We start from the raw sequence: 24962 nt of genomic DNA on the forward strand, positions 1-24962 counted from the left end.
GGGCTAGGATTGCGTGCGGCTGGAATGGCTGAAATCAAACGTTTGCAGGGTTAACGACTTTTTCACTATCGATTCACACGTTGACGACAGGATCGGGTTCAAACTCTGCGCGGCTGCGCATTTCAGAACACTTTCCCAACCAAGGAACCCGCATGGCTTCGACCCTTGTCCGCCCCGCTTCTCGCCCGCTCAACTTCTGGGTTTGCCTTGGAGTTCCTGCCGTTGCGGCAATCATTCTGGTGCTGCTCGAACTGACGTCTCTGGACATGGATCTGGCCAAGCTGTTCTACGACCCGGTCGCCGGGGATTTCATCGGTCGACACAGTTATTTTTTGGAAACGGTCCTGCACGATCGCGCCAAACAAGTGGTCATCGCTTTCTCGGTGTTTGCGATCCTTGGCTTTGCCGGCTCGTTTTTCATGACAAGGCTCAAGCCGTTCAAACGGGAATTGGGCTGTCTGGTGTTGTCCCTGGGTTTGGCGACTTCCTTTGTCACACCGATGAAAGCGGTGACGGCGGTGCAATGCCCGTGGAGCCTTGAGCAGTTCGGCGGCCACGAAACCTACAGTGAATTGCTGAGCCCTCGGCCGGCCACGGAAAAACCGGGCCGCTGCTGGCCGGGCGGGCATGCGGCAACCGGGTTCACGCTGTTTGCGTTGTTCTTTGTGCTGCGTGACCGTCGCCCGCAACTGGCGCGATCGGCGTTTGTTTTTGCCTTCGCCCTGGGCACGGTGTTTTCCATTGGGCGGATGATGCAGGGTGCGCACTTTTTCTCCCACAACGTGTGGACGGCAGTGTTCTGCTGGCTGATTTGTTTGGGGTCGTATTATTGGATTCTTTATCGGCCGGCTGTGAAGGCTGAACCTGAGGCAAATGCAGAGCCTGTCAGCGTCTGATCCGACGCTATCGCGAGCAGGCTCGCTCCTACAGGGATCGATGCGACCCTCAAAATGGAGGCAATAAAAAACCCCGCCTGCTTTCGCAGGCGGGGTTTTTAGTACAGGGGTAAGGCTGGCTTACATCATGCCGCCCATGCCGCCCATACCGCCCATGTCTGGCATACCGCCGCCAGCACCGCCGTCTTTCTTCGGTGCATCAGCAACAGCGGCTTCGGTGGTCAGGATCAGACCGCCGATCGACGATGCAGCTTGCAGAGCGGAACGGGTGACCTTGGTTGGGTCCAGGATACCCATTTCGATCATGTCGCCGTATTCGCCAGTCGCAGCGTTGTAACCGAAGTTACCTTTGCCGTTCTTGACTTCGTTGACCACAACGCTTGGCTCGTCACCGCTGTTGGCAGCGATCTGACGCAGCGGTGCTTCAACGGCACGACGCAGAACAGCGATACCCACGTCCTGATCAGCGTTGTCGCCTTTCAGATCGTTCAGGGTTTGCAGAGCACGGATCAGTGCAACGCCACCGCCAGGTACCACGCCTTCTTCAACGGCTGCACGGGTAGCGTGCAGGGCGTCTTCAACGCGGGCTTTCTTCTCTTTCATTTCAACTTCGGAACCAGCGCCAACCTTGATCACTGCAACGCCGCCGGACAGCTTGGCCAGACGCTCTTGCAGTTTTTCACGGTCGTAGTCCGAGGAAGTTTCGGCAACCTGTGCACGGATCTGGGCAATGCGGGACTCGATGTCGCCGGCTACGCCAGAACCATCAACGATGATGGTGTTTTCCTTGGAGATGGTCACGCGCTTGGCGCTGCCCAGGTTTTCCAGGGTAGCGGCTTCCAGGCTCAGGCCGATCTCTTCGGAGATAACGGTACCGCCGGTCAGAACGGCGATGTCCTGCAGCATGGCCTTGCGACGGTCGCCGAAGCCTGGAGCCTTGACGGCCGCGACTTTAACGATGCCACGCATGTTGTTCACGACCAGAGTCGCCAGGGCTTCGCCTTCAACGTCTTCGGAAACGATCAGCAGTGGACGGCCGGCTTTGGCAACGGCTTCCAGCACTGGCAGCATTTCGCGGATGTTCGAGATCTTTTTGTCGACCAGCAGAACCAGTGGGTTGTCCAGTTCGGCAACCATGGTTTCCGGCTTGTTGACGAAGTACGGGGACAGGTAGCCACGGTCGAACTGCATGCCTTCTACAACCGACAGTTCGTTTTCCAGGCCAGTGCCTTCTTCAACGGTGATCACGCCTTCTTTACCGACTTTTTCCATGGCTTCGGCAATGATGTCGCCGATGGAGTTGTCGGAGTTGGCGGAGATGGTGCCAACCTGAGCGATTGCCTTGGTGTCAGCGCATGGCTTGGACAGGTTTTTCAGCTCTTTGACGATGGCGATGGTCGCCTTGTCGATGCCGCGCTTCAGGTCCATCGGGTTCATGCCGGCAGCGACGGCTTTCAGGCCTTCGTTGACGATCGACTGAGCCAGAACGGTAGCGGTGGTAGTGCCGTCACCAGCGTCATCGTTGGCACGGGAGGCAACGTCTTTGACCAGCTGCGCGCCCATGTTTTCGAAACGGTCTTCCAGTTCGATTTCTTTGGCGACGGAAACGCCGTCCTTGGTGATGGTCGGAGCGCCGAAGCTCTTCTCGATGATCACGTTACGGCCTTTCGGGCCCAGGGTCGCTTTTACCGCGTCAGCCAGGACGTTGACGCCTTTGAGCATTTTCTTGCGGGCGGAATCGCCAAACAGAACTTCTTTAGCAGCCATGATCGATATTCCTTAAATACTTTGTAGTCGCGGGAAAATGAGCGGGTAATCAGCCTTCGATAACAGCGAGGATTTCGTTCTCGCTCATTACCAGCAGGTCTTCGCCGTCGATTTTCACAGTGTTGCTGCCGGAGTAAGGACCGAACACAACCTTGTCGCCAACTTTAACGGCCAGTGCACGCACTTCACCGTTTTCCAGTACGCGGCCGGTGCCGACTGCGAGGATTTCACCGCTGTTGGCTTTTTCAGCAGCCGAACCTGGCAGGACGATACCGCCAGCGGTTTTCTTTTCTTCTTCGCTGCGACGGATGACGACGCGGTCATGCAGAGGACGAAGCTTCATTGTCGATCTCTCCTAATTGTGGTTTTCATCGGCCGGTGTAGTCCCGGCGGGTTTAACAAAGTCCGGCGGTGCCGGGTGCGGTTCGTCAAGCGAACCGCGGAAGTCTGTCTGGCGTGAGCGCCAGAAACCTTGCGGTGACCGTTACATAAGGGCGCATAAGCTTATTACAAGGGCGAGGATCGAAAAAATTTCATGTCGATGCCCCGCAAACGAACACGGCACCCGAAGGTGCCGTGCCGCTGAGGTGTTACTTGGTATCGCGGTGTTCGAACTCGCCTTCGATCACATTGGGCTCACGGCCCAGAGGTTCGCGCGGTGCAGGACCGCCACGGGCCTGGAGGTCATCGGCGAACGCCCGTTGGCGGATCGCCTGCTCTTCGGCGCGCTGGCGCATTTTATTGGCCAGCAGCCGACGGCTGATCGGCAGCAGCATGATCAGGCCGATCACGTCGCTGATGAAGCCCGGCAGGATCAACAGGCCACCGGCCAACGCCAGCATCAGGCCTTCGAGCAAGGTCTGGGCCGGCAACTCGCCGCGGTTCAGGCTTTCACGGGCACGCAGTGCCGTGGCCAGGCCGGCGATGCGCAGCACGAACACGCCGAACATCGAGCCGAGAATAATCAGCAGCAGGGCCGGGAAAAACCCGATAGCCCCTGCCACCTTGACGAATACGAACAGCTCCAACACCGGGAACAGCAGAAAGAGCAACAAAAAAGGGCGCATCAAATGGTTCCTCAACGCAAGAATGCCTTGCCAGTTCACCTTAGATGACGTCGCCGTTTCGTGAATTCAAGCGTCGGCCACTTCATTTTTCGGCCAATGTTCAGCGTGAGCCAGGAAAACCAAGGCTTCGCGAACTTGTGTCGGCGTATTACACGGCGCTTGAAACGGTAGCCAGTGCAGGCTTTGACCGATGCGCAGGTGCATGCCTTCGGTGTCGATACCGACCATCTGCGCCGGCGAAGTGTTCGGCAAACCCGCCAGGTCCACGTAATGGGCAATGGCTTTGGCGTGATCCGCGTTCATGTGCTCGACCATGCTGATTTCAGCCTTGCCGGCAAACGGATTGGCCAGCGTCAGCTCATTGACCCAGTGAATCGCACCGAAGCCACCGATGTAGCGGTGACGGACCGGCGTGAGCACCCAGAAATCGAAATCATGGGCATTGTGGTAGCCCTGCGACTCCGGGAAATAGCGGTAGTAACGTTCTGCGGCCGCGTTGATTGCTTCCTCGCCTTCGAGTTGCTGCGCCTCGGCCAGATAGGTCAGGCGACCAACCGCTTGCACATCCTCGGCCCCACGCTCACCCACGAACAACGAGCATTTCGGGTCTTTTTGCAGATTGTGCGTGTGCTGGGCGATACGGCTGATCAGGATCAGCGGCCGACCCAGCTCGTCCAGGCAGTACGGAACCACAGAACCGAACGGGAAACCGGGCATTGATTTGGAGTGCGTCGAGAGCACTCCACGGTATTCCTTGAGAAGCAATTCTCGTGCATGCTTAGCCGCTTCAACGCTCAATTTATGACTCCTTATATAGAATCCGTCAGAAAAACGGACGGGCTGCTGGTGGAAAGTCCCAGCACGCCATCGGGGCAGTTCTCATGTGCAGCCAGGCCATGTCAGGTGCAGATCGAGAGGCTCTCTAAGGAAAACCACTCAGACCTGCTACCGGGGCATGCGAATGCAACTCACTGACAAAGTAATCATTATCACTGGCGGTTGCCAGGGTTTAGGCCGCTCGATGGCCGAGTATTTCGCGGGCAAAGGCGCGAAGCTGGCCCTGGTCGACCTGAACCAGGAAAAACTCGACGACACGGTAGTAGCCTGCAAGGCCAAAGGTGTCGAAGCCCGCGCTTATCTGTGCAACGTCGCCAATGAAGAGCAAGTAACGCACATGGTCGCCCAGGTTGCTGAAGACTTCGGCGCGATCCACGGCCTGATCAACAACGCCGGGATCCTGCGTGACGGTCTGCTGCTCAAGGTCAAGGACGGCGAAATGACCAAGATGAGCCTGGCACAGTGGCAGGCGGTGATCGACGTCAACCTGACCGGCGTGTTCCTGTGCACCCGTGAAGTCGCGGCGAAAATGGTCGAGCTGAACAACAGCGGCGCGATCATCAATATCTCGTCGATTTCCCGCGCTGGCAACGTCGGTCAGACCAACTACTCCGCCGCCAAGGCCGGTGTCGCCGCCGCGACCGTGACCTGGGCCAAGGAACTGGCGCGCTACGGCATTCGCGTGGCCGGCATCGCACCAGGCTTCATCGAAACCGAAATGACCTTGGGCATGAAGCCTGAAGCGCTGGAAAAGATGACGGCCGGGATTCCGCTCAAGCGCATGGGCAAGCCTGACGAAATCGCCCATTCGGCGGCGTACATCTTCGAGAATGACTATTACACCGGGCGGATTCTGGAGATGGATGGCGGGTTGCGGATCTAAAGCAAAATCAAGAGATCGCAGCCTCGCTTCGCTCGACAGCTCCTACAGGTGCAAGCCGATCCATGTAGGAGCTGTCGAGCGAAGTGAGGCTGCGATCTTCTAACAGACGCCGCGAATCAATCGTCGCTGACGCTGATGTTCGGCATCGCCGGCGTCAACGCTTCCTGCAACACGATCCGCGCGCCAACGTGGCGGGCCAGCTCCTGATATACCAGCGCTATCGGGCTGTCAGGCTCGGCGATCACCGTTGGCTTGCCGCCATCGGCCTGCTCGCGGATGGCCATAGCCAGCGGCAACGAGGCCAGCAGCTCGACGCCGTACTGGTTGGCCAGTTTCACCCCGCCGCCCTCACCGAACAGATGCTCGGCATGTCCGCAGTTCGAGCAGATGTGCACGGCCATGTTTTCCACCACGCCCAGCACCGGAATGTTGACCTTGCGGAACATTTCCACGCCTTTGCGCGCGTCGAGCAACGCCAGGTCTTGTGGTGTGGTGACGATCACGGCGCCGGCTACCGGGACTTTCTGCGCCAGGGTCAGCTGGATATCGCCAGTGCCTGGCGGCATGTCGATAACCAGATAGTCCAGGTCGCCCCAAGCGGTTTGGGTGACCAGTTGCAGCAAGGCGCCGGAAACCATCGGCCCGCGCCAGACCATCGGCGTGTTGTCGTCGGTCAGGAAAGCCATGGACATCACTTCGACGCCATGGGATTTGAGTGGCACAAACCACTTCTGGTCCTTGATTTCAGGACGGGTGCGCTCCGGGATGCCGAACATGATGCCTTGGCTCGGACCGTAGATGTCTGCGTCGAGAATCCCGACCCTGGCGCCTTCGCGGGCCAGGGCCAATGCCAGGTTGGCAGCGGTGGTGGATTTACCCACGCCACCCTTGCCGGAAGCCACGGCCACCACGTTCTTGACGTTGGCCAGGCCAGGAATCTGCGCCTGGGCCTTGTGCGCGGCAATGACGCTGGTGATGTCGACGCGGGCCGACGTTACGCCGTCGAGGCCTTCGATAGCCATTTGCAGCATCTGCGCCCAGCCGCTCTTGAACAAACCGGCGGCGTAACCCAATTCGAGCTGGACGCTGACGCGGTCGCCCTGAATTTCAATGTTGCGCACGCACCCGGCGCTGACCGGGTCCTGGTTCAGGTAAGGGTCGGTGTATTGGCGAAGGACGGCTTCCACCGCTGCGCGATTGACGGCGCTCATGGGCAACTCCGAAAACAGGACTTGGAAAAGATGACGGCTATCGTACCTTAAAAGATCGCAGCCTTCGGCAGCTCCTACAGATGTACGCCGATTCCCTGCAGGAGCTGACGAAGGCTGCGATCTTTTGATCTTCTCTCGCTGTTCATCCAATGAAACAGGCTCACAGGGTGAAAAATATGCGCCGCCGCTTTATAGTGGCCGACCTCCGTTTCATCAAGTAGCCGAGCCCCATGTCCGAGCCACGCAAGATCCTCGTCACCAGCGCCCTGCCCTACGCCAATGGTTCGATTCACCTTGGCCATATGCTGGAATACATCCAGACCGATATGTGGGTGCGCTTCCAGAAGCACCGCGGCAACCAATGCATTTATGTCTGCGCCGACGACGCCCACGGTTCGGCGATCATGCTGCGCGCGGAAAAAGAAGGCATCACCCCGGAACAACTGATCGCCAACGTCCAGGCTGAACACAGCGCCGACTTTGCCGAGTTCCTGGTGGACTTCGACAACTTCCACTCCACTCACGCCGAAGAAAACCGTGAGCTGTCGAGCCAGATCTACCTGAAGCTGCGCGACGCCGGGCACATCGCCACGCGCTCGATCACGCAGTATTTCGACCCGGAAAAGAAAATGTTCCTGGCCGACCGCTTCATCAAGGGCACCTGCCCGAAATGCGGCACCGAAGACCAGTACGGCGACAACTGCGAAAAATGCGGCGCGACCTACGCACCGACCGACCTGAAAGATCCGAAGTCGGCGATCTCCGGCGCCACCCCGGTGCTCAAGGATTCCCAGCACTTCTTCTTCAAGTTGCCGGACTTCCAGGAAATGCTGCAAACCTGGACCCGCAGCGGCACGTTGCAGGACGCCGTGGCCAACAAGATCGCCGAATGGCTCGATGCAAGCCTGCAACAGTGGGACATTTCCCGCGATGCGCCGTACTTCGGCTTCGAAATCCCTGACGAGCCGGGCAAGTACTTCTACGTCTGGCTGGACGCTCCGATCGGCTACATGGCCAGCTTCAAGAACCTCTGCAACCGCACGCCGGAGCTGGACTTCGACGCGTTCTGGGGTAAGGACTCCACCGCCGAGCTGTATCACTTCATCGGCAAGGACATCGTCAATTTCCACGCCCTGTTCTGGCCAGCCATGCTCGAAGGCGCGGGCTACCGCAAGCCGACCGGCATCAACGTGCACGGCTACCTGACCGTCAACGGCCAGAAGATGTCCAAATCCCGTGGCACCTTCATCAAGGCCCGGACCTACCTGGATCACCTGTCGCCGGAATACCTGCGCTACTACTACGCGGCCAAGCTGGGTCGTGGCGTCGATGACCTCGACCTGAACCTCGAAGACTTCGTGCAGAAGGTCAACTCCGACCTGGTGGGCAAAGTCGTCAACATCGCCAGCCGTTGCGCCGGGTTCATCAACAAAGGCAATGCCGGCGTGATGGTCGACACCAACGCCGCGCCGGAACTGACCGAAGCCTTCCTGGCCGCCGCGCCAGGCATCGCCGACGCCTATGAAGCCCGCGACTTTGCTCGTGCCATGCGCGAGATCATGGGCTTGGCCGACCGCGCCAACGCCTGGATCGCCGACAAGGCACCGTGGTCGCTGAACAAGCAGGAAGGCAAGCAGGATGAAGTCCAGGCCATCTGCGCCACGGGCGTTAACCTGTTCCGTCAGTTGGTGATCTTCCTCAAGCCTGTGCTGCCGCTGCTGGCCGCCGATGCCGAGGCGTTCCTCAACGTCGCGCCACTGACCTGGAACGACCACGCGACCTTGCTCAGCAACCATCAGCTGAACGAGTTCAAGCCGTTGATGACCCGAATCGACCCGGTCAAGGTGCAAGCCATGACCGACGCTTCGAAAGAAGACCTGACCGCCAGCCAGACCGACACCGGCGAAGCCGCCCCGGCCGGCAATGGCGAACTGGCCAAGGACCCGCTGTCGCCGGAAATCGAGTTCGACACTTTCGCGGCAGTCGATTTGCGCGTCGCACTGATCGTCAAGGCTGAGCACGTGGAGGGCGCCGACAAGCTGTTGCGTCTGACCCTCGACATCGGCGACGAGACGCGCAATGTGTTCTCCGGCATCAAGAGTGCTTACCCGGACCCGTCCAAGCTAGATGGTCGCCTGACCATGATGATCGCCAACCTCAAGCCACGGAAAATGAAGTTCGGCATCTCCGAAGGCATGGTGATGGCGGCCGGTCCTGGCGGTGAAGAAATCTACCTGCTGAGCCCTGACAGCGGCGCCAAGCCTGGTCAGCGCATCAAGTAAGTTTCTGCGGTAAACCGATCCCACAGTCGTGCCTGGTGCGACTGTGGGATTTTCATGTCTGGCCCATACTATCTATCAGGTCTGGCTTCTTGTAGGCGCTGCCGCAGGCTGCGATCTTTTGATCTTGGCTTTTCAAGGATCGCAGCCTGTGGCAGCTCCTACAGTCTCATCCAGCATGTGATATGGACGATCATGACCGAAGCACTGCTTACGCTCATCAGCACAGCCTTGATCAACAACCTCGTGTTGCACTGGCCGCTGGGCGTCGATCCGCTGTTGGCCAGCGAGCGGCGGCAGGTCCATGCGCTGGGTATCGCGACCACGTGTTTGATGCTGATCACCGGCATGCTCGGCTACGCGCTCTATCAGTGGCTGCTGGTGCCGCTGGATCTGACAGCCCTGCGTCTGTTCGTGTTTCTGCCGCTGAGCGTTTTGCTGATCGGCCCACTACTGAAGGTGCTTTCAAAGGCCTTTTCGAAGTTGTCGTTCGAAGGCCTTTGGCCGCTGCTGCTGGGCAACGCGGGCGTGCTTGGGGTAGCGTTGCTCAACGTCCAGGATGACCGTGGTTTGTTTCACGCCGCAGCCCTCAGCCTCGGTGCCGGGCTGGGTTTCTGGCTGGTGCTGAGCCTGTTCAACGACCTGCGCCAGCGCACACTTGATAATGATGTTCCCCTGCCCTTTCGTGGCTTGCCGATCGATCTGATCGGCGCCGGTCTGATCGCAGTGGCCTTTCTCGGATTCAGCGGACTGATCAAAACATGAGTCTGATTCAACGCATCGACGCGCTCTTGCCGCAGACCCAATGCGGCAAGTGCGGTCATCCCGGATGCAAGCCCTACGCCGAAGGCATCGCCAGCGGCGAGCCGATCAACAAGTGTCCACCGGGCGGCAACGAAACCATCAACGCCCTGGCCGAACTGCTGAACGTGCCGGTGCTGGAACTGGATGTCAGCCGTGGTTCTGCTCCGGCGCAAATTGCCTACATCCGCGAGGCCGAGTGCATCGGCTGCACCAAATGCATTCAGGCCTGCCCGATAGACGCCATCGTCGGTGCGGCCAAGTTGATGCACACGGTGATCATCGACGAGTGCACCGGTTGTGACCTCTGCGTGGCGCCGTGCCCGGTGGACTGCATCGAAATGCATCCGCTGCCAACGGCCACAGTGCTGCCGATTGTCGGTGGCCTGGCGTTCAGTCTTGAAGAGCACCGCGCCCGCGCTGCCAAACGCAATCACGCGCGGGACCGTTTCGAGCAACGCAACGCCCGTTTGCGGCGCGAGGAACAACAAAAAGCCGCCGAGCGCGAAGCCCGTGCACAACGTGCCGCCCAACCTAGCGAAGTGAAGCTCGACCCGGTGCAGGCAGCCCTAGAGCGCGTCCGCGCTCAGAAGGTCGCCAATGCCGATGCGGCGTTGAAAAAAGCCAAGATCGATGTGGCCATGAGCCGCGCGCAACTGACCAAATCGCTCAAGGCGTTCGGCCATCCGCCGACCTTCGAACAGCAGTCGCAGCTGATTGTCCTGCAACAACAGTTTGAAGCCGCCGAACAAGCCCTGGCGCAGCTGGAAAGCACCACGCCACCAGCACCGGCGCCCGTTTCTGCGCCAGCGCCAACGAAGGATGCCGAGCTGAAACGGGCGAAGATCCAATTGGCCATGCGCCGAGCCGAGCTGAAGAAAGCCCAGACCAGCGAAGCACCCGCCGAGCAGATCGAAGCCCTGGAACAGGCACTGCGCGAAGCCGAACGCCAGGTGGACGCCCATGCTGCCCCTTGAATCGGTCGACGAGCGTCTGCAGCAGGCCATGAAACTGGTTCTGCTGGCGACGCTGCCAGGCATGCTGGCGTTGTTCTGGTTTTACGGTTGGGGCGTGCTTATCAACCTGATCCTGGCAGGCACCGGTGCGCTGGCGGCTGAAGCGGCGGTGCTGCGATTGCGCAAGCGCGCGCTCAAGCCGACGTTGATCGACGGCAGCGCTCTCGTCAGCGCCACACTGCTGGCATTGGCCTTGCCACCTTACTGCCCGTGGTGGCTGACCGTCAGTGCCGCTGCCTCGGCCATGCTTTTCGGTAAGCATCTGTATGGCGGCGTCGGCAGTAATCCGTTCAATCCGGCGATGCTCGGTTTTGCCTTGGTGATGGTGGCGTTTCCGCAACAAATGACCCACTGGCCAGCGTCCCATGGCATGGATCTGTCGGGCGGTATCCAACAAGTGTTCGGTTTCGGCGAAAACCCGGACGCCTGGGTCCGGGCCACCGCACTGGACAGTCTGCGAATCAACAAAAGCCTGACCATGGATGAGCTGTTCGCGGCGAATCCGGCGTTTGGGCGCTTCGGCGGCCATGGCGTGGAATGGGTGAATCTGGCCTTTCTCGCGGGTGGTGCATTTCTGCTGCAACGACGAGTGTTCAGCTGGCATGCGCCGGTCGGCATGCTTGCCAGCCTGTTCATCATCAGTCTGTTGTGCTGGAACGGTTCGGGCTCCGATTCCCATGGCTCACCGTTGTTTCATCTTCTCACCGGCGCCAGCATGCTCGGTGCGTTCTTTATCGTTACGGAACCGGTATCGGGCGCCAAAAGCCCGGGTGCGCGTCTGCTGTTTGGCATTGGCGTCGGGCTGCTGACCTATCTGATTCGTACGTGGGGCGGCTATCCGGACGGCGTGGCTTTTGCCGTGCTGTTGATGAACCTCTGTGTACCGGCGCTTGATCGATTCTTTGCCGCCAGGCAGGAGCAGATTGCGCCATGAGCCGAGCGTCGAGCGTTGCCATCCTGGCGTTACTGACCATCCTCGGGATTGGCCTGAGCTATCTGGCGCAACACAACAGCGCGCCACGGATCGCGGCCGAGCAGCGCCTGATCGACAGTCGCAACCTGCTGGACCTGCTGCCGCCCGACAGCTACGACAATCAGCCGCTGGAGCAACCGCTCACACTCGAAAACACCGCACTGGGCAACAGCACGCTGATAGCGGGCTACCGGGCGACCAAGGCCAACCAGGCTTACGCCGTGTTGTTGCGCAGCCAGACCGTGGGTTACGCAGGCACCATCGACTTGCTGATCGCCATCGATCTCAATGGCAGGCTGATTGGCGTCAAAACCCTCAAGCAAACCGAAACCCAGGGGCTCGGCGCGCGAATCGCCGACTGGCCCAACGCGTGGCTTCAAGCGCTTTCCGGCAAGTCCAGAACGGATCCTGACGACAAAGGCTGGGCCTTGAAAAAGGATCAGGGACAGTTCGACCAGATTGCCGGGGCGACCATCACTTCAAGAGCCGTGATCAACGCCACCCACGACGCACTGCGCTACTTTGATGAACACCGGCAACAACTGCTCGGGAGCGCTTCCCTTGAGTAAATCATCGCCATTGCAGAACTCACTGATGCTCGCGCCACTCATCGGCGCTACCGGGTCACTGGTGAGCGCTCTGGGCCTGTGGCTGATGTTCATTGTCGTGATCAGTGTTTTTGGCCTGGGCATGAATGCCTTGCGAGCGCGGCTGCTTCCCGCGAATTATTTGCCGGCAAGCGTATTGCTCGCGGCAACACTGACCAGTTGCGCCGAACTCGGCGCGCAAGTCTGGTCGCTGCAATGGTATCAACAGGTGGGGATCTACGCAGCATTGATTGCCCTGCAATGCGTATTGCTGGAACACAGCGGATTCTTTCAAAGCACCTGGCGAGATCGTCTACGCCTGTGCGGCCTGTTCGGCGGATTGATGGTGGGCCTGGGCCTACTCCGCGAACTCGTGGGTTACGGCACACTCGGCAATCATCTACCGTGGCTGGTCGCTGCGACGCAAGCGCAATGGCAAGGCTGGATGCTGACCGACGACGGTGGCTTGCCTCTCGCCACGCTGGCCCCCGGTGGTTTCATTCTGCTGGGATTGCTGATTGCCGGATGGCAAGCCTGGCACCACCCGACACCTTCAAACTGACTGCCTTCGAGGAAACGCACTGCCCATGAATGCCGCAAAACGTCTGGAAATTTTCCGCAGGTTGCATGAAGACAACCCGGAACCGAAGACCGAACTGGCCTATTCCTCTCCGTTTGAATTGCTGATTGCGGTGATTCTCTCGGCGCAATCGACCGATGTCGGCGTCAACAAGGCCACGGCAAAACTGTACCCGGTCGCCAATACTCCTGCGGCAATCCATGCCTTGGGTGTCGAAGGTTTGTCGGAATACATCAAGACCATCGGGCTGTTCAACAGCAAAGCGAAAAACGTCATCGAGACCTGCCGCTTGCTGGTGGAGCGTCATGCCGGTGAAGTGCCGCAGACTCGTGAAGAACTGGAAGCCCTGCCCGGCGTAGGCCGCAAGACCGCCAACGTGGTGCTCAATACCGCATTCCGCCAGTTGACCATGGCCGTGGACACCCACATTTTCCGGGTCAGCAACCGCACCGGCATTGCGCCTGGCAAAAATGTGGTCGAGGTCGAGAAAAAACTGATGAAGTTCGTGCCCAAGGAATACCTGCTTGATTCCCACCACTGGTTGATCCTTCACGGACGCTACGTTTGCCTGGCCCGCAAGCCTCGCTGCGGCAGTTGCCGGATCGAAGACTTGTGCGAATACAAGCACAAGACCTCGGACGATTGAGCCACTATTGGATTTATTGATTTATCGATTGAAAAAATCTTTTTTACCCGCCGGGAGATTGTCGATATAAGGAGCCCCAAAGGCAGCCTTAGCCTGGAGTAACTAAATGAGCACTGGCAAAGAGCAAATGGACGTAGAGGATGACTTCACCCCCGTTGAGGATGCTGAAGCCGAACCTGTGGTTGAGGTAGCAAAAACCAACCTGAGCAAACGCCGTACCATCGACAACCTGCTGGAGGAGCGCCGACTGCAAAAGCAATTGGCCGATTACGACTTTGATTTATGACACCTGAAGCCTCCCGAAACGGAGGCTTTTTTCTTTGTGCCGAACCGCAATAAATGCCCGTTCATCGCGAATCGACAATGCAGATAAATTCACACTAAGCCGTTGCGTTGAGCCAACTCAATCAGATCGACCAGCGAACGCGCATTCAACTTCAACAGCAATCGGGTCTTGTAAGTACTGACGGTTTTGTTGCTGAGGAACATTCCATCGGCAATTTCCTTATTGGTCTTACCCCTGGCCAACTGTTGGAGAACCATCATCTCTCGTCCTGACAGACGATCCACCATATCGGCTTCACTCGCATTCCCCAGACTGGCACGTACGGTATGCAAGGCTTGATTGGGAAAGTAACTGTAGCCGGACAAAACCGCTTTTATTGCACTGAGCAACTCAGTCAGATCCTGTTGCTTGCAGACATAGCCGGCGGCCCCCGACTGCATGCAACGCATGGAAAAATGCCCCGGCGCCTGTGAAGTCAATATCAGAACTTTCATGGGCATCGCTGCCGAGGACAGTCGTGCAATAACTTCCAGCCCATCCAGTTTCGGTATTCCTATATCCAGAATGACTATATCTGGCATATGTTCACGGGCAAGTTGCAATGCATCCACGCCATTATCCGTTTCTGCGATGACCTCGTAGCCATGACGCTCCATCAGCATACGTACCGCAAGACGAATGACGGGGTGATCATCCACGATCAGCACTTTATTCATGGGCAAGTCCAATTTCGCTGTTCGAATTTTTAGAGCCCGCACAATAGCCTAGTCGTTTCCCCCATGGCATGCCGCTCCCCCCGGTCACCCTCACCGAGAGACATTCCCTACAAATATCACGGATTAATCTTACAAAAACTCCTCGAACTCAGCGTAACGAAAACTGTTTCAGTGCGACGCAAGCGCATTTTTCAGGAAGTTTTTTGTATCGATTTACAACTAAAAACTCTTAACAGCGGACTCCTCAGCTGCAATTCAACGAATCTTCAGCATGAAAGCCAACCTAAAAGTAACGGCTATTTTCGAAGCCTGGATTTAAAACAGAAATATCACACACAAAGTATCCACATAGTCTTACAGCGAAAAATAAAAACTGAACAATGATTAACAGAGGACCAAAAACAAGCAACACCCAAGCAATGTATATTTATAATCCACACTCAAACCAAAACACCCACAAACCAAATGTCACCCTTTATTCAATCTTCGAGAAAAGACAAAAACACATGAGTAGACAACATGATAAAAACCCAAAAGAGAATCACCAACCCCATTACTGTTATCGCGATATTTGCGACGCTATCCGAAACTTCCGCAGCCGTTTCACTACCCTTTCTGGATAATAAAGAGCGGGAAATCTACGTCTGGTTCCTGATCACTTTTCCTTTTTATTTGCTGCTTCTGTTTTTCGCCACGCTCAACTTCAACTATCGATCGCTGTACGCACCTTCAGACTTCGACAAGGGAAAAAACTTCATAAAAGTCTTGGGGGATACGGTAAGTCGCAACAGGTCTATGAGAGACCGTCGACCGCCCCGTCCTTGTACTGCACAAGCCCCGCCAGTCGAGATCGATGTACAAAATTCGCGCTCGGTTAAGAATCACATCCGGTTGCTCGAGTCACTGGAGGAGCTGTACATCATTGATGCCCGCGGGATGAGCAAAAAAGTGGAATTCAGCACATTGCTGGAAAATACACAGGAACTACAGGAAAGAAAGGCTCACGTTTTTCTGTTTCTCACAGGCGTGAAATCAGAAGATCTACTTAAAGAATGCGCGCTCAAATACTCAAAACAGGCAAAGAAACGCGGCAGCGCCACTTTCTGCGTTGTTTACAATTTGAGCTCACATGGGATGACGGTGATTGATCAGTGCTGCGACTGACCCATAACAATCGACAGGAAAAACGCTTTCAGATCGGTGGCCTCGTCGATGACGAGGCCACCCATCCATTACCCGCTCAAGGCCTTAGAACAGCTTGCGGCCTTTGTTGGCGGCGATGCGCATGCGCAGCGCGTTGAGCTTGATGAAGCCCGCTGCGTCGGCCTGGTTGTAGGCGCCACCATCTTCTTCGAAGGTGGCAATGTTGGCGTCGAACAACGATTCATCGGACTTGCGACCGGTGACGATCACATTGCCCTTGTACAGCTTCAGGCGCACGACGCCGTTCACATGCGCCTGGGACGCATCGATCATCTGTTGCAGCATCAGACGCTCAGGGCTCCACCAGTAACCGGTGTAGATCAGGCTGGCGTACTTCGGCATCAGCTCGTCTTTGAGGTGAGCCACTTCGCGGTCCAGGGTGATCGATTCGATCGCACGGTGGGCGCGCAGCATGATGGTGCCGCCTGGGGTTTCGTAGCAGCCACGGGACTTCATGCCCACGTAACGGTTCTCGACGATGTCCAGACGACCGATACCGTGTTCGCCACCGATACGGTTCAGGGTCGCCAGCACGGTGGCCGGGGTCATTTCGACGCCGTCCAGTGCGACGATGTCGCCGTTGCGGTAGGTCAGTTCCAGGTACTGCGCTTTGTCAGGAGCCTTCTCCGGGGAGACGGTCCATTTCCACATGTCTTCTTCGTGCTCGGTCCAGGTGTCTTCCAGCACGCCGCCTTCATAGGAGATGTGCAGCAGGTTGGCATCCATCGAGTACGGGGATTTTTTCTTGCCGTGGCGCTCGATCGGGATCGCGTGCTTTTCAGCGTAATCCATCAGCTTCTCACGGGACAGCAGGTCCCATTCGCGCCACGGAGCGATCACTTTCACACCTGGTTTCAAGGCGTAGGCGCCCAGTTCGAAACGAACCTGGTCGTTACCCTTGCCGGTGGCGCCGTGGGAAATGGCGTCAGCGCCGGTTTCGTTGGCGATTTCGATCAGGCGTTTGGCGATCAACGGACGAGCGATGGAAGTACCCAGCAGGTACTCGCCTTCGTAAACGGTATTGGCGCGGAACATCGGGAACACGAAATCGCGCACGAACTCTTCGCGCAGGTCGTCGATGTAGATTTCTTTGACGCCCATGGCCTGAGCCTTGGCGCGTGCCGGTTCGACCTCTTCGCCCTGACCCAGGTCAGCGGTGAAGGTCACGACTTCACAGTTATAAGTATCCTGCAGCCACTTGAGGATCACCGAAGTGTCCAGGCCGCCGGAATACGCCAGAACGACCTTGTTTACGTCCGCCATGCCATCACTCCACGGGGTTCTACGGAAAGCCGGGAAGTCTACCGCTCATACAGAATAATTTACAGTGGCGCGACAGCTTATGACGACGAAGCGACAGATTATGTCGAGAGCGCGACGATGACCGATGAGTCAGGAAGTTGCTGACGTGGCGGGTTTCGTTGCTTGAGGGGCCACTTGTTCTGGTGGCGCGCCTCGCTCCAGACGTATCGCTACCCGGCGGTTTTTCGAGCGGTTGGCGTTGCTGGAATTCGGCGCCAGCGGGTAACGCTCACCGTGAAAACGCATGGTGATTTGCGATTCGAGGATGCCGTTGGCCTTGAAGAACTCCATCACCGCCAATGCCCGGCGTCGCGACAGGTCACGATTGGTCAGGCGATTGCCGCTGTTGTCGGAATGGCCGTCGAGTTCGATGTGATTGACCGTCGGATCGGCCTTCATGAACTCCAGCATTACCTGCAACTTGGCTTTCGCGGCTGCGTCCAGATCGATACCACCGCCGGGAAAACCGACTTCGGATTGCTTCACCTGATCGAAGTTCTGCGGCAACAGCTTGGCCACGCAGCCCTGATAATCAGCAAAAGCCTTGTTGAACTTGACCGGCAACAAGCGCACTTCCGATACCCGGCCATCGCCCGAGGCATGCCGGACCACGGGACTGCGCCCGTCCATCAGGCCACTGATCAAACGCCCGGCCTGGACCTGAGAACTGTTGAACAGGACATTACCGCTGCCGATTCTCACCGTGCCCAGATTGATGTCGCCACGCCCCGGCTGCCACGGCGCAGCGGCCGCCAACAGGGTAGCCGAGCCACCGCCCATCATTGCGTTGTAGGCATTCAGACGAAACGTCGCCTGCTCGCCCGCGCGACGCACGAACTGGCCCGAACCGAAATCGGTGATCGGCTGAGTCAGGCGGCACTCGAACTTGTCACCTTCGACCGTCCACTCAATGCTCTCCAGACGAGTCTGGAAAGTGAGCGCCATCGCAGGAAGGCTGGCAAACACACTGAGCAAGGCTAAATAACGCTGGCGCACGGGAGGCTCCACTGGCTTCGACAACAAAAAGACCGACACACAGATGTTTACGGCATACCTGTTGGATATCGGAAGCTTGCGGCAAAACTTGATAGCGAGTGCCTGCAAGAGTCTTTTCCGGTAGCATTCCCCTCAGTTTGACCCGCCTGGAATCCCCTCATGTCCGACCGCCTGACCCTGCTGCGTCCCGACGACTGGCACATTCATCTTCGCGATGGTGCTGTGTTGACCAATACCGTCGCAGATGTCGCGCGCACCTTTGGTCGCGCGATCATCATGCCCAACCTGGTACCTCCGGTCCGCAATGCCGCTGAGGCCGACGGCTACCGCCAGCGGATCCTCGCTGCCCGCCCGGCCGGCAGTTCGTTCGAACCGCTGATGGTGCTGTACCTCACCGACCGCACCCAGCCTGAAGAAATCCGCGAGGCCAAGGCCAGCGGCTTCGTGCACGCCGCCAAGCTGTACCCGGCCGGTGCGACCACCAACTCGGACTCTGGCGTCACCAGCATCGACAAGATTTTCCCGGCGATCGAGGCCATGGCCGAAGTCGGGATGCCTTTGTTGATCCACGGTGAAGTCACCCGCGGCGATGTCGACGTGTTCGACCGCGAAAAAATCTTCATCGATGAGCACATGCGTCGTGTGGTCGAGCGCTTCCCTACGCTCAAAGTGGTGTTTGAACACATCACCACCGGCGACGCCGTGCAGTTCGTCAACTCGGCCCCGGCCAACGTTGGCGCAACCATCACCGCGCATCACCTTTTGTACAACCGCAACCACATGCTGGTAGGCGGGATTCGGCCGCACTTCTACTGCCTGCCGATCCTCAAGCGCAATACGCACCAGGAAGCCCTGCTCGACGCCGCCACCAGCGGCAGCGAAAAGTTCTTCCTCGGCACCGACTCGGCGCCCCACGCCCAGCATGCCAAGGAAGCCGCCTGCGGTTGCGCCGGTTGCTACACCGCTTACGCGGCGATCGAGATGTACGCCGAAGCCTTTGAACAGCGCAACGCGCTGGACAAGCTCGAAGCCTTCGCCAGCCTCAACGGCCCGCGTTTCTATGGCCTGCCGGCGAACACCGATCGCATTACCCTGGTTCGCGAAGAATGGACCGCCCCGACCAGCCTGCCGTTTGGCGAGCTGACCGTTATCCCGCTGCGCGCCGGTGAAAAACTGCGCTGGCGCCTGCTGGAGGAACACGCGTGAGTGAAGACCATTTCGACGACGAACAGGAAGGTCAAGGCGGTGGCGGCGGTTCCCGTCACCCGATGGCCGCACGGTTTCGTGGCTACCTGCCCGTTGTCGTCGACGTAGAAACCGGTGGCTTCAACTCGGCCACCGATGCCCTGCTGGAAATCGCCGCGACCACCATCGCCATGGATGAAAAGGGTTTCGTTTACCCGGATCACACCTACTTCTTCCGCGTCGAGCCTTTCGAAGGCGCGAACGTCGAAGCGGCAGCCCTGGAGTTCACCGGGATCAAGCTCGATCACCCACTGCGCATGGCAGTGAGTGAAGAGACGGCCCTGAACGATATCTTCCGCGGCGTGCGCAAGGCGCTGAAGGCCAACGGCTGCAAGCGGGCGATTCTGGTCGGGCACAACAGCAGTTTTGACCTGGGCTTCCTCAACGCAGCGGTTGCGCGTCTGGACATGAAGCGCAACCCGTTCCATCCATTCTCAAGTTTCGACACCGCGACCCTCGCCGGCCTGGCCTACGGTCAAACCGTACTCGCCAAAGCCTGCCAGGCAGCGGACATCGACTTCGACGGTCGCGAGGCTCACTCGGCTCGCTATGACACCGAGAAGACCGCCGAGCTGTTCTGCGGCATCGTCAATCGCTGGAAACAGATGGGTGGCTGGGAAGATTTCGACGACTGACAGGTCAGTTAAATCCCGACCATAAAAAAACCGGCCTCGATGGCCGGTTTTTTTGTACCTGGAGCGTGCCTTACAGTGCGGCAGCGTGCTCGGTCAGGTAAGCCGCAACGCCTTCTGGCGAAGCGTTCATGCCTTTGTCGCCTTTCTTCCAGTTGGCAGGGCAGACTTCGCCGTGCTCTTCGTGGAATTGCAGAGCGTCAACCAGACGCAGCAGCTCTTCCATGTTACGGCCCAGCGGCAGGTCGTTGATGATCTGCGAACGGACAACGCCTTTGTCGTCGATCAGGAACGCGCCACGGAATGCAACGCCGTCAGCGGACTGAACGTCGTAGGCCTTCATGATTTCCTGCTTGATGTCGGCAGCCATGGTGTAACGAACTGCGCCGATACCACCATCGTTTACCGGGGTGTTGCGCCAGGCGTTGTGGGTGAAGTGCGAGTCGATCGACACTGCGACCACTTCAACGTTGCGTGCCTTGAACTCGGACATGCGGTTGTCCAGAGCGATCAGCTCCGACGGGCAAACGAAGGTGAAGTCCAGTGGGTAGAAGAACACCAGGCCGTATTTGCCTTTGATGGCCGACGACAGGGTGAAGCTGTCTACGATTTCGCCATTGCCGAGTACGGCCGGTACGGTGAAGTCAGGGGCTTGTTTGCCTACGAGTACGCTCATTGGATATCTCCTGGTGTAGAAGCGTGAAAAACATGGTTCGCATCAGCCTGCCATCCATAGACGACAGCCCTGTGACACGAACCCGTTTCGAAAAGACCGGCCATCATACACTGCGTGTTTGACCTGTCCTCAACGGTTTTTCCCGCAGACGCAAAATCACCACGGCAAAAACGCTCCTGCGCCGCTGAAGGAAAACCGTTCGTCAGCCTTGGCAAAAAGTGCCCGCAAAGCACTTTGACAATCATTCTCGTTAACATTAAGATCCATCGCATTCGAGACATAAACAAGCGACGGTCTTCCCTTATGTATGTTTGCCTCTGCACTGGCGTCACCGACGGTAAAATCCGCGATGCGATCTATGAAGGATGCTGCAGCTATAAAGAAGTCCGTTTGGCCACCGGCGTTGCCAGTCAATGTGGCAAATGTGCCTGTCTTGCCAAGGAAGTGGTTCGCGAAACCCTGATGGAACTGCAGACAGCCCAGGCCGCGATTCCCTTTCCAGCAGAATTTACGGCTGCATAAATACCGAATTTCAAAGAACCGGACTCATGTCCGGTTTTTTTATGCCTGAAAATCAACTAGTTATGCTCTAGACGCGGAACACAAACATTCTTATTCCGATTAATTTTCATATATTATTCAATAACTTAGGTTTGACACTCTTAGTTGCTCGGCTCAAACTCTGCCTTATAGACAGCTAATACAGGGCAGGACCCCATCATGAAAGGCGACATTACAGTCATCCAGCATCTCAACAAGATCCTTGCCAATGAGCTGGTCGCGATCAACCAATACTTTCTGCATGCGCGGATGTATGAAGATTGGGGTCTGAACAAGCTGGGCAAGCACGAGTACCACGAATCCATCGACGAGATGAAACACGCGGACAAGCTGATCAAGCGCATCCTGTTCCTTGAAGGCCTGCCGAACGTCCAGGACCTGGGCAAGCTGCACATCGGCGAGCACACCAAGGAAATGATCGAGTGTGACCTGCGTATCGAGAAGACCGGCCACGCCGATCTGAAGGTAGCGATCGCTCATTGCGAAAAAGTCGGCGACTTCGGTAGCCGTGAACTGCTTGAAGACATCCTCGAGTCCGAAGAAGAACATATCGACTGGCTGGAAACCCAACTTGGCCTGATCGACAAGATTGGTATCGAGAACTATCTGCAATCGCAGATGGGTGAAGAGTAGGAGCTGTCGAGTGAAACGAGGCTGCGATCTTTGCAGCGCGCCACTCCAGTAACTTGTTGAGCAAATAAAAAGCCCCGCCACCTCGAAAGAGGGGCGGGGCTTTTTAATGGCTGGAGATCAAGGATCGCAGCCTCGTTTCACTCGACAGCTCCTACAAGGAGCCAATCGATTTAAGCTTCAGTCTTGTTGGCAACAGCGGCTTCGACAGCAGCCTTGATGGTGGTTTGCAGCGAACCGTCTGCAGCCATCTCGGTCATGATGTCGCTACCGCCAACCAGTTCACCACCAACCCACAGTTGCGGGAAGGTTGGCCAGTTGGCGTATTTTGGCAGGTTGGCGCGGATTTCCGGGTTCTGCAGGATGTCCACGTACGCAAACTTTTCACCACATGCCATCACGGCCTGCGCGGCTTTAGCGGAGAAGCCACACTGCGGGGCATTCGGCGAGCCTTTCATGTAAAGCAGAATGGTGTTGTTGGCAATCTGCTCTTTAATCGTTTCGATGATATCCATGGAGCACCTCGGCTGAACTTTCCGACTCATGGGTCGGCACGGTGGCGCATTGTAACGGAAAGCCGAGCGCCATGCTCGGTCTCTCCGTCAGATGTAATCAAGCCGCTGCCACGGTCACTGGCACGCCGTTCAACGCCGCATTTCCCGACAATTCGTCGAGCTGACACTCGTCGGTCAGGTCATTGGCGCTGGAACCCGGTTGGCCACTGGCAATCGTCATTTGCACACCGGGGCGTGCATGGCCCCAACCGTGCGGAAGGCTGACCACTCCTTTCATCATATCCGGGCTGCCGAGTACTTCCACTTCGATGACGCCAACCCGCGACCTGACTTGCACACGCTGACCGTCGCTCAAGCCACGACTGGCCAGATCCTCCGGGTTCATCAACAACTGATGGCGCGGCTTGCCCTTCACCAGACGATGGTAGTTATGCATCCATGAATTGTTGCTGCGTACATGACGGCGGCCAATCATCAGCAGCTCATCATCGGCCGGGGCCTGCAATGCCGCGAAGCGCGCCAGGTCGGCAAGGATCGCGGCAGGCGCGGCCTGAACTCGCTGGTTGGCGGTTTTCAGGCGTGGCGCCAGATTAGGTTTCAACGCCCCCAGATCAACCCCATGAGGATGATCGAACAAAGTCGCCAATGACAATTGGTGCTCGGAAGCATCGCCATACAACCCCATGCGCAAGCCGCGATCGATCATCTGCGCCGGAGCAATGGTCGGTTTCAGCTCCTTGCCGGTTTTCGCCGCAAACGCCTTGGCCAGCCCGACGAAAATCTCCCAGTCGTGCAATGCTCCCTCGGGCTTGGCGAGAATCGCGCGGTTGAAACGGCTGACGTTGCGCACCGCAAACATGTTGAACGTGGTGTCGTAGTGATCGTTTTCCAGCGCCGAGGTGGACGGCAGGATCAGGTCGGCGTATCGCGTGGTCTCGTTGATGTACAAGTCGACACTGACCATGAACTCCAGACCGTCCAGCGCTTGCTCCAGTTGACGCCCGTTCGGTGTGGACAGCACCGGGTTGCCGGCTACTGTGATCAACGCACGAACCTGCCCCTCCCCTTCGGTCAACATTTCTTCGGCCAGCGCCGACACCGGCAACTCACCGGCATATTCCGGGCGTCCGGAGACACGGCTCTGCCACAGATTGAAATGCCCGCCCGACGTCGAGGCCACCAGGTCCACCGCCGGTTCGGTGCACAACGCGCCGCCCTCGCGGTCGAGGTTGCCGGTCACCAGGTTGATCAATTGCACCAGCCAATGGCACAACGTGCCGAACGCCTGGGTCGAGACGCCCATGCGGCCGTAGCAAACCGCGCTTGGTGCGGCGGCGAAATCCCGCGCCAGTTGACGGATCTGTTCGACCGGCACCGCGCATAGCGGGCTCATGGTTTCGGCGGTGAAACCGGTGATGGCCTCGCGCACTTCATCCAGCCCCTCCACCGGCAAATGACTGTCGCGGGTCAGGCCTTCAGCGAACAACGTATTGAGCAGCCCAAACAACAATGCTGCATCGCCACCGGGACGCACGAACAGGTGCTGATCGGCAATCGCCGCCGTTTCGCTGCGACGCGGGTCGACCACCACCACTTTACCGCCGCGAGCCTGAATGGCTTTCAAGCGCTTTTCCACGTCTGGCACGGTCATGATGCTGCCGTTGGACGCGAGCGGGTTGCCGCCGAGGATCAGCATGAAGTCGGTGTGATCGATGTCCGGGATCGGCAGCAGCAAACCGTGGCCGTACATCAAATGACTGGTCAGGTGATGGGGCAATTGGTCGACCGAGGTCGCGGAAAACCGGTTGCGGGTTTTCAGCAGGCCGAGAAAGTAATTGCTGTGGGTCATCAACCCATAGTTGTGCACGCTGGGGTTGCCTTGATAAACCGCAACCGAATTTTGCCCGTGACGTTCCTGGATCGCCGCCAAGCGTTCGGCGACAAGGTTGAAGGCGTCTTCCCAGTCGATGAGTTGCCACTCGCTGCCAACGCGGCGCATCGGCTGATGCAGGCGATCCGGATCGTTCTGGATGTCTTGCAGGGCGACAGCCTTCGGGCAGATGTGCCCGCGACTGAATGTGTCCAGAGGGTCGCCCTTGATCGAAGTGATCTGCACGCTGCCTTCGAGTTCGGTGGTTTCGATGGTCAGGCCGCAGATGGCTTCACACAGGTGGCACGCACGGTGATGGAGAGTCTTGGTCATGGCCAGTCTCTGTTTTGTTCTGGGCGGGCAATAGCGACCGCGGGAACAAAACTATGGCGCCAGCCCGGCCACCGCGCCAGCGACGTTCGTCTTGTGAATCGATGACCATCAGGCCAGCCGATTTAGCCGCGTCGATCAGCTCGCCGGAAGCCTGGGCGGCGCCTGCAACTGGATTTCCTGGATGGTTTCGATCTGCTCGTGGGCGACATGCACGCCGGTCAGTTCGCCGATCAACCGCCAATGCTCATCGAGCCCGGTGCTGATGGTGGCCATGCGGTCGATCATGCGGCGACCGGCGTCCCGGGTCACCGGGTCGCTGCTGCGCAGCAATTCGAAGGACATCGACGTCATGGAGGCGGTCAAGTGAGTCAGGGAGCGGGCCGTGAGGCCGAGCAATTCCATTAGCTGTTGTTCTTTCGATTCCATCGCGGTGGCTTCCTGCGTCGCTGGTGAT

The 24962-nt window shown here is 58.0% G+C and carries 27 protein-coding genes; 15 read left to right on the forward strand and 12 right to left on the reverse strand.

All coding sequences use genetic code 11. The features are described from left to right. Positions 1-152: 152 nt before the first annotated feature. Entirely contained in the window at positions 153-896 is a 744-nt protein-coding gene (locus ACM110_RS01560) for a phosphatase PAP2 family protein (protein WP_416126274.1), read from the forward strand. Between the two features lie 120 nt (positions 897-1016). On the opposite strand, the gene groL is transcribed toward ACM110_RS01560, so the two are convergent. The 4 genes from groL to ACM110_RS01580 all read right to left on the reverse strand — a co-directional run bounded on the left by groL (position 1017) and on the right by ACM110_RS01580 (position 4528). Then, the gene (gene groL / locus ACM110_RS01565) at positions 1017-2663 is read right to left on the reverse strand and encodes a chaperonin GroEL (RefSeq protein ID WP_338582751.1); all 1647 of its coding nucleotides are present in this window, start codon (positions 2661-2663) and stop codon (positions 1017-1019) included. A gap of 49 nt (positions 2664-2712) precedes the next feature. Further along, the gene (locus ACM110_RS01570) at positions 2713-3006 is read right to left on the reverse strand and encodes a co-chaperone GroES (RefSeq protein WP_338582752.1); all 294 of its coding nucleotides are present in this window, start codon (positions 3004-3006) and stop codon (positions 2713-2715) included. 247 nt (positions 3007-3253) lie between these two features. After that, positions 3254-3730, reverse strand: coding sequence for an FxsA family protein (locus ACM110_RS01575; protein WP_416126275.1), 477 nt, complete (start codon positions 3728-3730; stop codon positions 3254-3256). Between the two features lie 66 nt (positions 3731-3796). Next, entirely contained in the window at positions 3797-4528 is a 732-nt protein-coding gene (locus ACM110_RS01580; protein ID WP_416126276.1) for a HugZ family protein, read from the reverse strand. A gap of 163 nt (positions 4529-4691) precedes the next feature. Between ACM110_RS01580 and ACM110_RS01585 the strand changes: the two genes are divergently transcribed. Continuing rightward, the gene (locus ACM110_RS01585) at positions 4692-5450 is read left to right on the forward strand and encodes an SDR family oxidoreductase (RefSeq protein ID WP_416126277.1); all 759 of its coding nucleotides are present in this window, start codon (positions 4692-4694) and stop codon (positions 5448-5450) included. Positions 5451-5566: 116 nt separating this feature from the next. Here the strand turns inward: ACM110_RS01585 and apbC are convergent, their stop codons facing one another. Then, positions 5567-6661 (reverse strand): iron-sulfur cluster carrier protein ApbC, encoded by a 1095-nt coding sequence (gene apbC / locus ACM110_RS01590; protein WP_416126278.1) that lies wholly within the window; start codon positions 6659-6661, stop codon positions 5567-5569. Between the two features lie 230 nt (positions 6662-6891). On the opposite strand from apbC, the gene metG reads away from it, so the two are divergent. The 8 genes from metG to ACM110_RS01630 all read left to right on the forward strand — a co-directional run bounded on the left by metG (position 6892) and on the right by ACM110_RS01630 (position 13829). Then, entirely contained in the window at positions 6892-8943 is a 2052-nt protein-coding gene (gene metG, locus ACM110_RS01595; RefSeq protein WP_416126279.1) for a methionine--tRNA ligase, read from the forward strand. Positions 8944-9135: 192 nt separating this feature from the next. Further along, entirely contained in the window at positions 9136-9705 is a 570-nt protein-coding gene (locus tag ACM110_RS01600; RefSeq protein WP_416126280.1) for an electron transport complex protein RnfA, read from the forward strand. After that, positions 9702-10718, forward strand: coding sequence for an electron transport complex subunit RsxB (rsxB, locus tag ACM110_RS01605; protein WP_416126281.1), 1017 nt, complete (start codon positions 9702-9704; stop codon positions 10716-10718). The genes ACM110_RS01600 and rsxB overlap by 4 nt, the downstream gene beginning before the upstream one ends. Beyond that, the gene (locus ACM110_RS01610; protein ID WP_416126282.1) at positions 10705-11691 is read left to right on the forward strand and encodes an RnfABCDGE type electron transport complex subunit D; all 987 of its coding nucleotides are present in this window, start codon (positions 10705-10707) and stop codon (positions 11689-11691) included. Before rsxB ends, ACM110_RS01610 begins: the two co-directional genes overlap by 14 nt. After that, a complete protein-coding gene (locus tag ACM110_RS01615; protein ID WP_416126283.1) occupies positions 11688-12299 on the forward strand; it encodes an RnfABCDGE type electron transport complex subunit G in 612 nt (203 codons plus the stop codon). Before ACM110_RS01610 ends, ACM110_RS01615 begins: the two co-directional genes overlap by 4 nt. Further along, on the forward strand, positions 12292-12879 hold the full coding sequence (locus tag ACM110_RS01620) for an Rnf-Nqr domain containing protein (RefSeq protein ID WP_416126284.1): 588 nt from the start codon (positions 12292-12294) through the stop codon (positions 12877-12879). Before ACM110_RS01615 ends, ACM110_RS01620 begins: the two co-directional genes overlap by 8 nt. Positions 12880-12904: 25 nt before the next feature. Further along, the gene (nth, locus tag ACM110_RS01625) at positions 12905-13543 is read left to right on the forward strand and encodes an endonuclease III (protein WP_416126285.1); all 639 of its coding nucleotides are present in this window, start codon (positions 12905-12907) and stop codon (positions 13541-13543) included. Positions 13544-13649: 106 nt separating this feature from the next. Continuing rightward, the gene (locus ACM110_RS01630; RefSeq protein ID WP_416126286.1) at positions 13650-13829 is read left to right on the forward strand and encodes a PA3496 family putative envelope integrity protein; all 180 of its coding nucleotides are present in this window, start codon (positions 13650-13652) and stop codon (positions 13827-13829) included. Between the two features lie 89 nt (positions 13830-13918). Here ACM110_RS01630 and ACM110_RS01635 read toward each other — a convergent pair whose 3' ends face one another. After that, a complete protein-coding gene (locus ACM110_RS01635) occupies positions 13919-14545 on the reverse strand; it encodes a response regulator transcription factor (RefSeq protein WP_338582775.1) in 627 nt (208 codons plus the stop codon). A gap of 519 nt (positions 14546-15064) precedes the next feature. Between ACM110_RS01635 and ACM110_RS01640 the strand changes: the two genes are divergently transcribed. Then, entirely contained in the window at positions 15065-15709 is a 645-nt protein-coding gene (locus ACM110_RS01640; RefSeq protein WP_416126287.1) for a hypothetical protein, read from the forward strand. An 84-nt stretch (positions 15710-15793) separates the two neighbouring features. On the opposite strand, the gene ACM110_RS01645 is transcribed toward ACM110_RS01640, so the two are convergent. Beyond that, positions 15794-17011 carry an argininosuccinate synthase gene (locus tag ACM110_RS01645; protein WP_008032151.1) on the reverse strand — a complete coding sequence of 406 codons (1218 nt, stop codon included), beginning with the start codon at positions 17009-17011 and terminating at the stop codon, positions 15794-15796. A 129-nt stretch (positions 17012-17140) separates the two neighbouring features. Continuing rightward, positions 17141-18046, reverse strand: a complete 906-nt coding sequence (locus tag ACM110_RS01650; RefSeq protein WP_416126288.1) for a flagellar protein MotY — start codon at positions 18044-18046, stop codon at positions 17141-17143. A 159-nt stretch (positions 18047-18205) separates the two neighbouring features. Between ACM110_RS01650 and pyrC the strand changes: the two genes are divergently transcribed. Continuing rightward, a complete protein-coding gene (gene pyrC, locus ACM110_RS01655) occupies positions 18206-19252 on the forward strand; it encodes a dihydroorotase (protein WP_338582782.1) in 1047 nt (348 codons plus the stop codon). Continuing rightward, complete coding sequence (gene rnt, locus ACM110_RS01660) at positions 19249-19926, forward strand: ribonuclease T (RefSeq protein WP_056853601.1); 678 nt, start codon at positions 19249-19251, stop codon at positions 19924-19926. Before pyrC ends, rnt begins: the two co-directional genes overlap by 4 nt. A 70-nt stretch (positions 19927-19996) precedes the next feature. Here the strand turns inward: rnt and ACM110_RS01665 are convergent, their stop codons facing one another. Beyond that, positions 19997-20599, reverse strand: coding sequence for a peroxiredoxin (locus tag ACM110_RS01665; RefSeq protein ID WP_008057532.1), 603 nt, complete (start codon positions 20597-20599; stop codon positions 19997-19999). Between the two features lie 303 nt (positions 20600-20902). Between ACM110_RS01665 and ACM110_RS01670 the strand changes: the two genes are divergently transcribed. Together ACM110_RS01670 and bfr are read left to right on the forward strand one after the other, a co-directional pair. After that, entirely contained in the window at positions 20903-21121 is a 219-nt protein-coding gene (locus ACM110_RS01670; protein ID WP_056853602.1) for a bacterioferritin-associated ferredoxin, read from the forward strand. Between the two features lie 198 nt (positions 21122-21319). Then, entirely contained in the window at positions 21320-21793 is a 474-nt protein-coding gene (gene bfr / locus ACM110_RS01675) for a bacterioferritin (RefSeq protein WP_416126289.1), read from the forward strand. A gap of 170 nt (positions 21794-21963) precedes the next feature. Here the strand turns inward: bfr and grxD are convergent, their stop codons facing one another. The 3 genes from grxD to ACM110_RS01690 form a co-directional block, all read right to left on the reverse strand. Then, complete coding sequence (grxD, locus tag ACM110_RS01680) at positions 21964-22305, reverse strand: Grx4 family monothiol glutaredoxin (RefSeq protein WP_416126290.1); 342 nt, start codon at positions 22303-22305, stop codon at positions 21964-21966. A 97-nt stretch (positions 22306-22402) separates the two neighbouring features. Continuing rightward, the gene (locus ACM110_RS01685) at positions 22403-24508 is read right to left on the reverse strand and encodes a molybdopterin oxidoreductase family protein (protein ID WP_416126291.1); all 2106 of its coding nucleotides are present in this window, start codon (positions 24506-24508) and stop codon (positions 22403-22405) included. Positions 24509-24643: 135 nt separating this feature from the next. Then, positions 24644-24934, reverse strand: coding sequence for a hypothetical protein (locus ACM110_RS01690; RefSeq protein WP_416126292.1), 291 nt, complete (start codon positions 24932-24934; stop codon positions 24644-24646). Positions 24935-24962: the final 28 nt, after the last annotated feature.

It is taken from the genome of Pseudomonas sp. NFX98, assembly GCF_047784845.1.
Classification (GTDB): domain Bacteria; phylum Pseudomonadota; class Gammaproteobacteria; order Pseudomonadales; family Pseudomonadaceae; genus Aquipseudomonas.

Excerpts from the sequence above, each read along its gene's own strand:
- ACM110_RS01560 (WP_416126274.1), top strand. The coding sequence starts at position 153 with ATGGCTTCGACCCTTGTCCGCCCCGCTTCTCGCCCGCTCAACTTCTGG.
- groL (WP_338582751.1), bottom strand. The coding sequence starts at position 2,663 with ATGGCTGCTAAAGAAGTTCTGTTTGGCGATTCCGCCCGCAAGAAAATG.
- ACM110_RS01570 (WP_338582752.1), bottom strand. The coding sequence starts at position 3,006 with ATGAAGCTTCGTCCTCTGCATGACCGCGTCGTCATCCGTCGCAGCGAA.
- ACM110_RS01575 (WP_416126275.1), bottom strand. The coding sequence starts at position 3,730 with ATGCGCCCTTTTTTGTTGCTCTTTCTGCTGTTCCCGGTGTTGGAGCTG.
- ACM110_RS01585 (WP_416126277.1), top strand. The coding sequence starts at position 4,692 with ATGCAACTCACTGACAAAGTAATCATTATCACTGGCGGTTGCCAGGGT.
- apbC (WP_416126278.1), bottom strand. The coding sequence starts at position 6,661 with ATGAGCGCCGTCAATCGCGCAGCGGTGGAAGCCGTCCTTCGCCAATAC.
- metG (WP_416126279.1), top strand. The coding sequence starts at position 6,892 with ATGTCCGAGCCACGCAAGATCCTCGTCACCAGCGCCCTGCCCTACGCC.
- ACM110_RS01600 (WP_416126280.1), top strand. The coding sequence starts at position 9,136 with ATGACCGAAGCACTGCTTACGCTCATCAGCACAGCCTTGATCAACAAC.
- rsxB (WP_416126281.1), top strand. The coding sequence starts at position 9,702 with ATGAGTCTGATTCAACGCATCGACGCGCTCTTGCCGCAGACCCAATGC.
- ACM110_RS01610 (WP_416126282.1), top strand. The coding sequence starts at position 10,705 with ATGCTGCCCCTTGAATCGGTCGACGAGCGTCTGCAGCAGGCCATGAAA.
- ACM110_RS01615 (WP_416126283.1), top strand. The coding sequence starts at position 11,688 with ATGAGCCGAGCGTCGAGCGTTGCCATCCTGGCGTTACTGACCATCCTC.
- nth (WP_416126285.1), top strand. The coding sequence starts at position 12,905 with ATGAATGCCGCAAAACGTCTGGAAATTTTCCGCAGGTTGCATGAAGAC.
- ACM110_RS01630 (WP_416126286.1), top strand. The coding sequence starts at position 13,650 with ATGAGCACTGGCAAAGAGCAAATGGACGTAGAGGATGACTTCACCCCC.
- ACM110_RS01635 (WP_338582775.1), bottom strand. The coding sequence starts at position 14,545 with ATGAATAAAGTGCTGATCGTGGATGATCACCCCGTCATTCGTCTTGCG.
- ACM110_RS01640 (WP_416126287.1), top strand. The coding sequence starts at position 15,065 with ATGATAAAAACCCAAAAGAGAATCACCAACCCCATTACTGTTATCGCG.
- ACM110_RS01645 (WP_008032151.1), bottom strand. The coding sequence starts at position 17,011 with ATGGCGGACGTAAACAAGGTCGTTCTGGCGTATTCCGGCGGCCTGGAC.
- pyrC (WP_338582782.1), top strand. The coding sequence starts at position 18,206 with ATGTCCGACCGCCTGACCCTGCTGCGTCCCGACGACTGGCACATTCAT.
- ACM110_RS01665 (WP_008057532.1), bottom strand. The coding sequence starts at position 20,599 with ATGAGCGTACTCGTAGGCAAACAAGCCCCTGACTTCACCGTACCGGCC.
- ACM110_RS01670 (WP_056853602.1), top strand. The coding sequence starts at position 20,903 with ATGTATGTTTGCCTCTGCACTGGCGTCACCGACGGTAAAATCCGCGAT.
- bfr (WP_416126289.1), top strand. The coding sequence starts at position 21,320 with ATGAAAGGCGACATTACAGTCATCCAGCATCTCAACAAGATCCTTGCC.
- grxD (WP_416126290.1), bottom strand. The coding sequence starts at position 22,305 with ATGGATATCATCGAAACGATTAAAGAGCAGATTGCCAACAACACCATT.
- ACM110_RS01685 (WP_416126291.1), bottom strand. The coding sequence starts at position 24,508 with ATGACCAAGACTCTCCATCACCGTGCGTGCCACCTGTGTGAAGCCATC.
- ACM110_RS01690 (WP_416126292.1), bottom strand. The coding sequence starts at position 24,934 with ATGGAATCGAAAGAACAACAGCTAATGGAATTGCTCGGCCTCACGGCC.